This is a genomic window from Mycoavidus sp. B2-EB (assembly GCF_014218255.1).
GTDB lineage: Bacteria > Pseudomonadota > Gammaproteobacteria > Burkholderiales > Burkholderiaceae > Mycoavidus.
The window spans coordinates 513,683-525,687 of record NZ_AP021872.1; the positions used below are offsets into that span (position 1 = coordinate 513,683).

At 47.2% G+C, this 12,005-nt stretch carries 9 protein-coding genes; 5 read left to right on the forward strand and 4 right to left on the reverse strand.

The genetic code is table 11. The annotated features are described in order from the left end of the window. The first annotated feature begins 1 nt into the window (after position 1). Positions 2–547: a peptide-methionine (S)-S-oxide reductase MsrA gene (msrA, locus tag MPB2EB_RS02345; protein WP_185182262.1), complete on the forward strand. Its 546-nt coding sequence runs from the start codon at positions 2–4 to the stop codon at positions 545–547. Positions 548–549: 2 nt separating this feature from the next. On the opposite strand, the gene MPB2EB_RS02350 is transcribed toward msrA, so the two are convergent. The 4 genes from MPB2EB_RS02350 to MPB2EB_RS02365 all read right to left on the reverse strand — a co-directional run bounded on the left by MPB2EB_RS02350 (position 550) and on the right by MPB2EB_RS02365 (position 5,715). Next, positions 550–1,785 carry a cyclopropane-fatty-acyl-phospholipid synthase family protein gene (locus tag MPB2EB_RS02350; RefSeq protein ID WP_185182263.1) on the reverse strand — a complete coding sequence of 412 codons (1,236 nt, stop codon included), beginning with the start codon at positions 1,783–1,785 and terminating at the stop codon, positions 550–552. Between the two features lie 285 nt (positions 1,786–2,070). Further along, positions 2,071–2,874 carry an F-box protein gene (locus MPB2EB_RS02355; RefSeq protein ID WP_185182264.1) on the reverse strand — a complete coding sequence of 268 codons (804 nt, stop codon included), beginning with the start codon at positions 2,872–2,874 and terminating at the stop codon, positions 2,071–2,073. Between the two features lie 472 nt (positions 2,875–3,346). Next, entirely contained in the window at positions 3,347–3,991 is a 645-nt protein-coding gene (gene pdxH, locus MPB2EB_RS02360) for a pyridoxamine 5'-phosphate oxidase (protein WP_185182265.1), read from the reverse strand. 32 nt (positions 3,992–4,023) lie between these two features. Continuing rightward, the gene (locus tag MPB2EB_RS02365; protein ID WP_185182266.1) at positions 4,024–5,715 is read right to left on the reverse strand and encodes a glutamine--tRNA ligase/YqeY domain fusion protein; all 1,692 of its coding nucleotides are present in this window, start codon (positions 5,713–5,715) and stop codon (positions 4,024–4,026) included. A 248-nt stretch (positions 5,716–5,963) separates the two neighbouring features. Here MPB2EB_RS02365 and MPB2EB_RS02370 point away from each other — a divergent pair, with 248 nt between their 5' ends. The 4 genes from MPB2EB_RS02370 (at position 5,964) to lptC (ending at position 12,005) form a co-directional block, all read left to right on the forward strand. Next, positions 5,964–9,668, forward strand: a complete 3,705-nt coding sequence (locus tag MPB2EB_RS02370) for an NACHT domain-containing NTPase (RefSeq protein ID WP_185182267.1) — start codon at positions 5,964–5,966, stop codon at positions 9,666–9,668. A gap of 197 nt (positions 9,669–9,865) precedes the next feature. After that, positions 9,866–10,849 (forward strand): SIS domain-containing protein, encoded by a 984-nt coding sequence (locus tag MPB2EB_RS02375; RefSeq protein WP_185182268.1) that lies wholly within the window; start codon positions 9,866–9,868, stop codon positions 10,847–10,849. Then, the gene (locus tag MPB2EB_RS02380; RefSeq protein ID WP_185182269.1) at positions 10,849–11,397 is read left to right on the forward strand and encodes an HAD family hydrolase; all 549 of its coding nucleotides are present in this window, start codon (positions 10,849–10,851) and stop codon (positions 11,395–11,397) included. The genes MPB2EB_RS02375 and MPB2EB_RS02380 overlap by 1 nt, the downstream gene beginning before the upstream one ends. Further along, positions 11,397–12,005: an LPS export ABC transporter periplasmic protein LptC gene (lptC, locus tag MPB2EB_RS02385; protein ID WP_185182270.1), complete on the forward strand. Its 609-nt coding sequence runs from the start codon at positions 11,397–11,399 to the stop codon at positions 12,003–12,005. Before MPB2EB_RS02380 ends, lptC begins: the two co-directional genes overlap by 1 nt.

Here is a 12,005-nt window from a genome sequence, read left to right on the forward strand (position 1 = left end):
GATGAAAGTGCAATCTGAAACAGCGACAATCGGCGGCGGTTGTTTCTGGTGCCTAGACGCTGTGTATCGTGAAGTGACCGGTGTCACCTCAGTTGCCGCAGGATATGCGGGTGGCATTGTGCCGCATCCCACTTATGCGCAAGTTTGCAGCGGGAACACCGGTCATGCAGAAGTGGTGCAAATACAATTTGATCCGTTGCACATCTCCTATGCGGAATTGCTTGAGATTTTTTTTGCGCTGCATGATCCGACGCAACTGAATCAGCAAGGCCATGATATTGGAACTCAGTATCGGTCGGTGATTTTTACTCATTCGCAAGCGCAACATGAGAGTGCCTGCGCGGTGATTAAGCGATTGGGTGGGGACAAAATCTATGCAAAGCCGATAGTGACGGAAGTTATCCCATTAAATGGCAATTATTGGCCTGCCGAAGCGGACCATCAAGCCTATTTTTTAAAGCGTCCAGAGCAGAGTTATTGTCGGTTTGTGATTGCCCCTAAACTGGCGCAGTTTCGTAAAAATTTTACTCGTTATTTAAGACCATAGCGTTAGCGATAGATATAGCGTCGTGACCATGGCAGTGTTTGGGCTGGGCAGCCCGCTTTGCGGCAAATAATTTGATAAATCGAAGTGTCATCATGCTCAAAAGCGTAGGCGCAGCCTGCCAGGTAAATACGCCAGATGCGGAATTTTTTCTCCTCGACTAAGGCTTTTACAGCGGGTGCCTGTTGTTCAAATCGTTCGCTCCAAATGGTCAGCGTGCGCGCATAATGGCGGCGTAGGTTTTCCACATCAAATGCGGTCAGGCCACCTTGTTGCATGGCACTCAGCACAAAACTTAAGTGCGGCAAATCTCCACCGGGAAACACATATTGATCGATAAATTGGTCACCGCCAAGCGAGCCTTCTCCCCTCTGCTGCGCGCTTGAAGTGATGCCATGGTTCAGGGCTATGCCGTTATCTTTTAACAGCGTTTGGATCTTTGTGAAATACGCGGGGAGATGCTTTCTGCCGACATGCTCAAACATGCCGACACTGGTGATACGGTCAAATTGTCCATTTATCTCAGGGGTCAGATCACGGTAATCTTGTAGCTTGATCGTGATCTGCTGGCTCAGTCCGGCGGCTTGGACGCGTTCGGTGGCAAGTTCAAACTGGTTTTTTGAAAGCGTGATGCCAGTGCCTTGTGCGCCAAATTTCTGGGCCGCACGCAGCAGCAATGCGCCCCAGCCACAGCCAATATCGAGCAAAGTTTGGCCTGGTTTGAGCTCAATTTTAGTGAGGATATGATCGATTTTTTTTAATTGGGCGGTCGTCAGGTCTTCATCGCCGTTTTCAAAGTACGCACATGAGTAGACCAGATTGGGGTCTAGCCATAAACGGTAGAATTGATTTGAGACGTCGTAATGATATTGAATGGCTTTTTTATCCGCGCTGCGGCTGTGTGCCAGTAAATGCGAAAAACTACGACGCATGCGCGCCTGTATGGAGCTCCTAGGAGTGGCTAAGGTCTGCCTGACAAAGGCATAGGAAATTTCAATTAAATCGTTTAATTTCCCTTCTACATCGATTTTGCCTTGGATATACGCTGCGCTAAGCTTGGCTAGATTGGGTTTAAGAAAATAGGGCAAAGCCCTAATGCCATGAATATGAAAAATAATCCGAGGCGTTGTGAAGTGGCCCAAATCGTATTGTTGTCCATTCCACAAGATCAGGCGTGCGCTGAGGTTGGCGTGTTCCCGTAGGTTGGCGGCCCACTGCGTTAACTTTTTCTCCCACCACATAGACACTCCTCTTTAACCTTTAAGTTAAGGATCTCGGCTAACCTATAGTTTAGGCGTGTCGAGAGAGCTCGCCAAGTGCTCCTCTAAAGAGCTGGCTCTTAGCTCTACGACTTTTAACCCGAACTCAGGTTATTAGAAGCACCCAATACTGCTACGAATAGTTGGGCTAGCCGGATTTCATCCATATGTGGAGGGGATCACTGGAATGGTCTGGGCGGCATAGTCAACACATTACGCGCAATACTCCTCCCACAAGGCTTGGCCTTACCCTACGCCTAATTTTCATTAAGCCCTATTGACAATGGCTTCTATATCTACTGAGTATTTATAATCATCTGGCACTACTGGTGGGATGAGATGCTTTCTAAGTATGTCAACTAATCTTTCAACCGTAATAGGAACCCCCGGAAGCTCAACTGCGGCTAATTTATCTGTCTTCCCGTAGGCTTCAGCAATATCAAGCACATTATTCTCGTCAAATTTTTGATAAAGCTCCTCTCGGGTCAAAATATTTATAATTATTTCTCTATCTGCTTGATAGTGTATGGCTATTTCTAATAGATTTCTGCCATTTATTTTTTCAAGAAGATGCTCTCGATTAAAAATAGTTAAAGCTGCTTCTTTTCGAAATTTTCCTATTTGCGATAAATGGTCGCCGTCAAGAGAACTATTAATTTCTTGATGGTTAAAAACACTTTTTTCTATGTCTATTGCTAATTTTGGTCTAACGCTACCCATTCCTATTAGCGATTCTAATCCTTCCTTTATGTCTTGTTGGTATTGTATTGGGTCATATTGTTTTAGTGACTCAATTCTACTGTATAGATAACCAGCCATATCAAGCGCTAACCCTATTGAATTTCTTGCCGCTAAATTTGTGATGAAAGTTATTTTTGCTCGATTTCCATCGCTAGTTTCACGATACTCAGGCTCCAAAAAGCGGTTCCAATAGTTAAGATCGTTTCCAATTTTTCGAAAATCCTTCGATACTTCAGAAAATTTATAACAACTATTTATGTCAAGTTTATTAAAAATGTTTATCCAAAGTTCAGTTGGTAACACTGGGGCTAGGGGGCTGGTTATAACCATGTTATCTTCTCAAATTTTGCTGAAAACTCAGCAGTTATAATGATTGCGCTCATAGTCAAATAAACAAATATTAAAATAATTCTAACTTTGAGCAGTCTGGAACATCGCGAATATTAGAACATCTAGCTTAGAGGTTTTGATGAGCGGGAGTTTGGCTATTCTCTTCATTCACCTTACTCTTGTCGTAGCTTGGAAAACGCTGTACCGTTTTCAGGTAGGACTAGTATCTATATCAATTTCTCTTAAATCTCTGAGAGCTTTCAGAATTCTATAAATTAATCATTTTCATTTTAACAGAAACCCTGGTAAATTACAAAATCGCTTGTCTATTTTATATATAATCGCATTCAGCATAGGCGCTAGATACTAGAGAGACACCGATTTAATAGCGATGCCGACTCGACAACTAATGGGGATCCTGCATGAATAAGCAGGTTCCCTGAAGTCGCTTCCTGGTGTGTAATGAGATGGATCAGGGAGCGAGCCGCACCACTTGCCAGCCATGCTCAGAATTACGCTGATATTGAATCCGATCATGCAGGCGCGAAGGGCGGCCTTGCCAGAATTCGATGCGGTTGGGCTGCAGCCGATAGCCGCCCCAGTGAGGGGGGCGTGGCGCATGGTTTTTAAATTGCTCAGTGAATTGCGCTAGATTGGCTTCAAGCGTTGCGCGATTTGGAATGACTGCACTTTGTTCAGAAGCCCAAGCACCAATCTTTGAGGCAAAAGGGCGCATGGCAAAGTAGGCATCGCTTTGTGCGGCATCGGTTTTTTCAACTCTACCTTCAATCCGTACTTGGCGCTCTAATTCAATCCAATGAAACAGTAGGCTCGCATACGGGTTTTGAGCCAGTTCATGACCTTTGCGGCTGACATAGTTGGTGAAAAAAACAAAGCCGCGCGGATCAAAATCTTTTAATAACACAATCCGCGCTGATGGGCGCAGGTCAGCGCCCACGGTGGCTAGGGTCATCGCATTCGGTTCTGGCACCTGAGCAGCGAGGGCTTGCTTAAACCAGTGCTCAAATTGACGCAGAGGGTCAGGTTCGAACTCAGTTTCATTTAATGAGCCGCTCGCATACTCTTTACGGAGGTGGGCAAGTTCAGATTCATTCATACTCAATTTTAGCAGGCGATGCGCAAAATGGCTTATTTACCCCAACTGTCTTTCAGGCTGACAATACGATTAAACACTGGTTGTTGTGGTTTCGAATCTGCGTAGTCGACGACAAAATAACCATGCCGCTCAAACTGTACACGCTCTTCAGGCTGCATGCTTTGCACTCCGGGTTCAAGGTAAGCGTGGACTCGTCGTTTGGCATTTGGATTGAGCACGGTTAAAAAATCTCGTCCATTTGCATCCGGCTGCTCGGCGGTAAAGAGCCGGTCATAGAGACGTACCTCAGCCGCATAGGCATGGGCGGCGCTGACCCAGTGAATATTACCTTTAACCTTGTAATTGTTTGAACCCTCAGTGCCGGATTTACTGTCTGGAAAATAATTGCAATGAACCGCTAGGAGATTGCCCGCGGCATCTTTTTCTACACGGGTGCATTCCACCACAAAACCGTAGCGCAGCCGTACGCGATTACCCGGAAAGAGTCGGAAATAACCTTTGGGAGGCTGTTCGGCAAAATCTTCACGCTCAATCCATAATTCTTGGCTAAATGGGAATGAACGTACGCCGCGTTCTGGTTGATGGGGATGCAGCGGTGCATTGCATAATTCAGATTGATCTGCTGGATAGTTATCAATAATCAATTTAAGCGGATCCAGTACGGCAATGGCGCGGGCGGCAAGGGGCTCTAGATCGTCACGTAGCGCTTGTTCAAGTACGCTCATATCGATCCATGAGTCTGCTTTCGCGACCCCAATGCGCTCGCAAAACAAGCGTAGGCTATTCGGTGTGAAGCCGCGTCGGCGCAAACCCGCGAGGGTCGGTAGACGCGGGTCATCCCAGCCTTCCACATGGCGCTCATTCACGAGCTGCAAAAGCTTGCGTTTGCTGGTCACCACATAATTTAAGTTAAGCCGCGCAAATTCAATTTGGTGTGGTAACGGCGGTTTGAATACGCTAGCTTCAGCGAGGTGCGCCAAGATCCAATCATATAGCGGCCGATGATCTTCAAATTCAAGTGTGCAGAGCGAATGCGTGATGTTTTCAAGCGCATCCGAAATGCAATGCGTATAGTCGTACATTGGATAGATGCACCATGTATCGCCGGTCCGGTAATGATGTGCATAGCGAATCCGATACAACACGGGATCGCGTAGATTGAGATTGGGCGAAGCCATATCAATTTTGGCGCGTAACACGTGCGCGCCTTCGTCAAACTCTCCGGCGCGCATGCGTCGGAAAAGATCGAGGTTTTCCGACGTAGACCGCTCGCGATAGGGCGATGCCGTGCCGGGTGCGGTGAGTGTGCCGCGCAGCGCGCGCATGGCTTCGGAAGATTGGCTATCCACGTAAGCGTCGCCGCGTTCGATCAAAATTTCTGCGCAACGGTATAGCGTATCGTAATAGTCGCTCGCGTAATATAGGTGCTCAACGTTATCCTGGTGCCAAGAAAATCCAAGCCAGCGTACCGCGTCAATGATGGATTGAACGTATTCAAGGCTTTCTTTCTCTGGGTTTGTGTCGTCAAAGCGCAAATGGCAAACGCCGCCGTAATCGCGCGCGATGCCAAAATTTAAGCAGATGCTTTTGGCATGACCGATATGTAAATAACCGTTAGGCTCAGGCGGAAAACGTGTGACTACTCGGCCTTGTTGTTTGTTTGAGCGCTGATCATGGTCGATCGTGGCGCGAATGAAATTAGCAGGGGTAGGGCTGGTACTCATGTTTAAGCGAGCTCGTTTGAGAAGCGCAAATCAAAGACAAGCATTCTAACTCATTGAGGCGGCGTGGCAGAGGGGGCTGAAAATAGAAAAATATAATTGACATATATCGAATAACAATTACAATTCAGTGGGCTCGAAGAAGCCGTAAAAAGAAAGCAGTGATTGGATAGCGGCGCTAGTCTCTATCTGGGTTTAGAAGTTTTCCAAGAATTAGAATTTCGTTTGAAACCGGAGAGGGGGGCTGTATCATGGCGGTAGACATTTTTGCGTTGCGTGGGGGCGTTCAACAAGCCAAAAGTTTAAGCGGCTCCTGCCAAACTAAAGGTTCGAGTAGCTCACTCTTAACTGGGAATTCGAATGGCTCGGTCCAAACTGGGAGTTTGCATAGCTCCTTGGGATTGCGTGTGACGGGTGCTCGGTCGGCACCTATGCTTGAAAAATGTTATGAAGAGGGTAAATCTTGTTTAGATCAGGCTAGAGTTTGCCTAAAACAGGCGCATCATCATTCTCAAACACAAGAACAAGAAGAAAAATATTTGGTTACGGCGGAGAAATTTTTTACTCAAGCCAAAGAAAAATTCAAGATAGTCTATAAAAAAACCGAACCCTATGATTATTTGGTGGCGAGACAAAGAGTTGTATTGGGAAATTTGTTGGCTCAAACTTATCTCGAAAGAGGGGATGTTTTTAAAGAGCTTGACTTAACGGAAAGGGCGCGTGCAAGTTATAAAAAAGCTTTAACTTATTTACATCATAACGCGAAAGACGAAGCAGAAAAAAGGCTGAATGGTTTACCGCCTAAACCGTCTCTGCTATCGAAGATTGTGCCTAAATGGGTTGTATCGAGAGCTCAAGGCTCAGAGCAAAATAAAATCGCTCATCAACATATTTTAAAATCTTTGTTGGTGTGTACGCCGGCGATGTCTCGCAGCCTGACTTCATCTATAGTGCAGAGCGATATTTCTTTCTTTGAGCGCAATCCGCTCGCGCTGCAATTGGGGCCGTGGCCGGTCGGCAAGGTAGGGTTTGCTGATATTGCGAATACACGATATCTAGCCCACTATCTGCAGCAGCCTAATTTGCCTGATGAGCAGCGAGTACTATTGCGTCAATTAGCGTTTGAAGTGCTTGAGGTTTTTGGAACTAAAATTAAAAGTCCTGAGCAAATCCAAGAAATTATCCCTTTAGCTACGATCCCAGATAAAGAACTTTATAAACAGCTGATTAATATCCTGGCGCAAGGACTCAATCCGGGAGACTTCTCTGTGCTTAATTTGCCTTTGGTGAAAGGTTTGACAGCGATATTGCAAGATTGCCCAACCGCGCTCTTAATAAGAGAGAAAGGTCTTGATCGGGGAATCAGCAAGAATGGTATTGAGCCGGGGTCTTTGATGCCGCTCCTAGATGTATTAGAAAGGTGCTTAGAAGCCGCGTGTAAAGGGAGAAGTAACGAGAATCTAAAAGAACTGCTAAAAGCTATTACGCAATTATTTGATGTGATAGGGCGCACCAGCACGCCGGACTTCAGTCTCGATGATCATAAGGGGTTACTTGCTACTCTGAGTATGCTGATTGGACGTGAAGACACCGCATTAGCTTACCAAGCTTCCTGTGCATATCAGGCCTGTGCGCAGATTCTAAGTGTCCGGAGCATTTGGCAAAATGCATTAAGTCCTTTGTATGAGGTAGGCGGCGGCATGGTCTGCTTGAGCGGCGCAGTGGTGGGCTTCGAAGTAGAAAAACTTATCGAGGCGGGTAAACATTTTTATAGTGCTTGGACAGATACTCAGGTGATCCGCCATGATTCATGGTATCAGGCGCTATGGTTTGCAGATGTGTTTTTGCAGACAAATAAATTAGTCGAATTTGAACATTTTGTGCGGAATAGCTCTGATAATCAAAATAAAAATTTTTTATTGGGTTTGTGTCAGCGTTTAGAGCAACTCGTTGTTAAACACCGGGATCTTAAAACCCGGCAGAGCGCATTCTGGTTTTTACAAAGTTTGTATCAAGACAATGAAGTGTGGGGCGGGCATAGCGAGGTGAAAGCAAGTGCGCTCGAAGCTATACAACGAGTGCAGAAGTTTCCAGTTGGAAGCCGGCACAGGTTTAGGTTTGAGGCAAGCGACTTTATCGAACCAAAACCTTTGAGCCAAGAATTACTGACGCACGCTGTCAACCGACTGCATCTGCCACGGCGGCAACAAAAACTGGCGAATTTTGCGGCGACAATAGTCATCAATAATTCACTGGGCACTCAAATTCAGGAGCTCAAAAGCGTGCGCTTGGAGTATCTTGAAGGCGCTAGAAAAAAAGAGTATATCGCGCCGCGAGGAATGAATTTAACGAGTGTGTCAGAGCCCTCGGAGTCGTTAGAATCTTTCGATCTGGATCAGAAAGTGGAGCAATTTTTTGTTTCAGAGCAGAAAACTTTGCTTTTATTGGGCGCAGCGGGTTCGGGTAAAACGGAGTTTAGTCAGCACCTGGAACGCCAGCTATGGCGGCAATACCATGCATCAACCGAGTTCAGTGGCGAGCCTATTCCTGTATTGATTCCATTTTCGCCACAAAAGATTTATGCCGAAAATTTAATCTCTCATTTTTTCCAAGAGCGGGGTTTTTCGCTGCAGCAAATTGAAATGTTGCGCAAAACCCGACACTTTGTTTTTATCTTGGATGGTTATGACAAAGTTCGCAGAGGGAATGAGGGTTTTTTCGAAAGAAATAGATTGGATGAGTGGCATGCCAAATTTGTGATTACGAGTCGCCCTGAGTATTTAGAGGCGGGCGATGAAGGGCAATTCCATACCCCAGGCAAAGCAGAATTATTGCAAATAGGCCAATTGGCGCCGTTCTCCGATGGAGAAATTAATCTCTATATAAAGAAATATGGAGCGGATTTAAAAGGTGCCAAGCGGGATGTGGCGGCTTACGAAGAGGCCTTAGACAAATTTGATCTAAAATTTCTGAAGCGGACCCCCTTCATCCTTAAGACGCTATTAGAAACCATAACGATGCTTGACAAACAAGCAGCATCATTAACCCAAGCTAGAATATACGAAGAATTCATGACGCACTGGTTTGCTTACCACCATGCTCGGTTAGAAAATGAAAAGGAGCCGGCAGAATTTATTCAACAGGGGATTCAGTTTAGCCAAAAAATAGCCTTGGAAATGTGCCAAGACAATCAAGACAATCAAAGTCGCTGGAGGTTAAGTAATGAGGACGCAATCGAAGAGCATCTGTCGTGCTACCCGGCGCCTCTAATCCGCCAATACGCTTGCCAAGCTCAAGACGCTTTGCCGATTCCTCGCTATCAATTTATCGATCCATCATTACAAGCCTATTTAGTTGCTCGTGCGCTCTCTGCTGATATGCAGCAGCCAATACGGAAGAGCGCTTCACTGAATCAGGTGTCGCTGGCGGGAGAGCCGGCTGTGTTGGCTTTTCTGACGGAGTCAGAAAAACACAAGAGTGACTTCGAGGAGAAATGTTTTGCATGGATTAAAAATGCGCAGCTAGATCATGAATATCAGCTTGGCGCGCAAAATGCGTCGGCGCTTTTAGTTAACGCGGGGGTGCCGCTGGATAGAAAAAAATCCAGTGAGATCAAGGAGGCGCCGCGGAAAAATATAAGTCAGAGCTTATCTTTTATTCAATTTGAAGGGATGGATTTAGGGAAGTTATTATTGCCAGCGTGTAGAAATCCCTCATTTACTCTAGACGTAGGTGTCGGGAATATGGTGAACCGAGTTGAGTGGATGGGGGGGCGCTATTCATCAGATAGCATCGATAGGCAGCATCCGTGGGGACACAAGAAATCTCTATCTTGGCGGCTTTCATTCGGCCCAGACATGATGAGTGCAGTATTCGGAGGCAACGCGCTTGATTCAGGCGAGAAACGCAGAAGTAACGTTTCTGAGTTATGGCCAAGGTTGCAGATTTCCGCCTAATACATTTGGATTAAACGCTCATAGCGTCAGCATTGAAATGATCATTAAAGATTGAATCAACCGATACGCAGTTAAATTTCTCGTGCGGGTGGGTATCTATCAGAGAAAGGCTGTCTTTCAACGAGGCGTATCTTGATTGAGCGGGCGAGCCCTTACAATATAGGCCTGCCCGTTCGGGTTTTTGCTATACTCCCCGCATGATAAAAGCAAGCCATAATGACCGGGTCTTATCCCTAGCGCGTAATGTCCTCGAAACCGAAGCTGCGGCGATTGTATCGTTGGCGGATCAGCTTGATCAGAATTTCGTCATGGCAGTTCAGTTGCTCCTTGCTGGTACGGGCAGGGTCGTGGTTTCTGGGATTGGCAAATCCGGCCATATCGCGCGTAAGCTGGCAGCGACTCTCGCGAGTACCGGCACACCGGCTTTTTTTGTGCACCCGGCTGAGGCGAGCCACGGAGATCTTGGCATGATCATGGCGGAAGATGTCGTGATTGTGCTGTCTAATTCAGGCGAGACTGAAGAGTTGGTGGATATTTTTCCGCTTATCAAACGCACCGGTTCGCGGTTGATTGCGATCACGGGTAATCCAGCCTCAAGCTTGGCTAAACTGGCCGATGTGCACTTAAATGCACGAGTTGAAAAAGAAGCCTGTCCACTCAATCTTGCGCCGACTGCGAGCACAACCGCTGCGTTAGCGCTAAGTGATGCGCTGGCGATGGCGGTCTTAGATGCCCGTGGCTTTGGGCCGGAGGATTTTGCGCGTTCTCATCCAGGTGGCATGCTCGGACGGCGGCTGTTAACGTATGTGCGCGATGTGATGCGTATCGATGCGCAATTGCCGCATGTGGAGCTCACTGCGACGGTGCATGACGCCCTCTTTGAGATGACCGAAAAGCGCTTAGGCATGACGGCCGTAGTCGATCATGCTGGCTTGGTCAAAGGAATATTTACGGATGGCGATTTAAGGCGCTTGCTGGCTAAACGCTATGATTTAACTACCCTTAAAATGGCTGAGGTGATGACCGCTCAGCCCCATACAATCAGCCCAGATCAGCTAGCCATGGAAGCGGTTGCATGGATGGAGCGCTACCGCATTAATCAAGTTCTGGTCGTGGATGAAACACATAAATTGATTGGCGCGCTCAATATGCATGATCTTTTTAATGCGAAGGTAATTTAATGGTTCACGCATCTGTGAGTAGCGCTGTGAATGAACGAGCCGCACAGGTTCGGTTAATGATTTTTGATGTGGATGGCGTACTCACTGACGGGCGCTTGTATTTTAGTGCCGAGGGAGAGTCGCTAAAAGCTTTCGATACGCTGGATGGACAAGGGCTGAAGTTGCTAGCGGCAAGCGGTGTACAGCTTGCCTTGATCACTGGACGATGCTCTCAAATTGTGGCTGCGCGCGCGCAAGAGCTTGGGATTGCCTGGGTCTACCAGGGGGTGCGTGATAAAGCGGTGGCTTTTGCTGAATTGTTGTCGCAGCTGCATTATACGGCTGAGCAGTGCGGTTATATGGGAGACGATTGGCCTGATTTACCGGTCATGCTGAAAGTGGCTTTTGCGGCAGCGCCGGCCAATGCACATGCGGAAGTATTGGCGCGTGCCCATTGGGTTGCACAGGCTCAGGGTGGCGCTGGTGCGGTGCGTGAAGTGTGCGATTTGATTTTGCAGGCGCAGCATAGTTATGCCAAACTACTTTTGACAGCGTGTGGTCAAGCCTGATGTCGGCGCGCGCTCGAGCTCAATGGTTGCCGCTCCTGATCATAGCGGTTTTGGCAGGGGCCAGCTACTGGCTGTTGCAATTAGATCTTCCGACGGCGACCTCCTCCGCGCCGCGGGCCAAGCTGCATCGTCCCGATTATTTTGCGGATTATTTATCGATTACGTTGCTGGACCAAACTGGCGCTACACAATACCGAATTAATGCAGCAAAGATGGTGCATTACGAGGATAATGACGATACCGAGGTTGTTTTACCCGCGGTGCGGGCGTTCGTAACGGGCCAACCAGACGTAACCAGTTTTGCTAAGCGTGGCAAAATCAATAGCAATGGTTCAATTGTTGATCTTTATGATGACGCTTATGTACGGCGCGCGCCAGGAAATCAGGATCCTATGTTAGAAGCGGAGTCGCAACATTTCCGATTTTGGCTTAACGATGATATTGTGCAAACTGAAAAGCCTGTTAAATTGAAGCGAGGCGCATCAGTTGTGACTGCGAGCGGCATGTCTTATAACAATCTCACACGGGTGGTCAAATTGGTTGGACAAGTGCGCGGCATGATTGCTGCGGATACGTTTATCTCTAGGGGCGCTAGCTCTTCTCGTTAG

Coding starts and splice junctions, on each gene's coding strand:
- msrA (WP_185182262.1), top strand. CDS start 2: ATGAAAGTGCAATCTGAAACAGCGACAATCGGCGGCGGTTGTTTCTGG.
- MPB2EB_RS02350 (WP_185182263.1), bottom strand. CDS start 1,785: ATGTGGTGGGAGAAAAAGTTAACGCAGTGGGCCGCCAACCTACGGGAA.
- MPB2EB_RS02355 (WP_185182264.1), bottom strand. CDS start 2,874: ATGGTTATAACCAGCCCCCTAGCCCCAGTGTTACCAACTGAACTTTGG.
- pdxH (WP_185182265.1), bottom strand. CDS start 3,991: ATGAATGAATCTGAACTTGCCCACCTCCGTAAAGAGTATGCGAGCGGC.
- MPB2EB_RS02365 (WP_185182266.1), bottom strand. CDS start 5,715: ATGAGTACCAGCCCTACCCCTGCTAATTTCATTCGCGCCACGATCGAC.
- MPB2EB_RS02370 (WP_185182267.1), top strand. CDS start 5,964: ATGGCGGTAGACATTTTTGCGTTGCGTGGGGGCGTTCAACAAGCCAAA.
- MPB2EB_RS02375 (WP_185182268.1), top strand. CDS start 9,866: ATGATAAAAGCAAGCCATAATGACCGGGTCTTATCCCTAGCGCGTAAT.
- MPB2EB_RS02380 (WP_185182269.1), top strand. CDS start 10,849: ATGGTTCACGCATCTGTGAGTAGCGCTGTGAATGAACGAGCCGCACAG.
- lptC (WP_185182270.1), top strand. CDS start 11,397: ATGTCGGCGCGCGCTCGAGCTCAATGGTTGCCGCTCCTGATCATAGCG.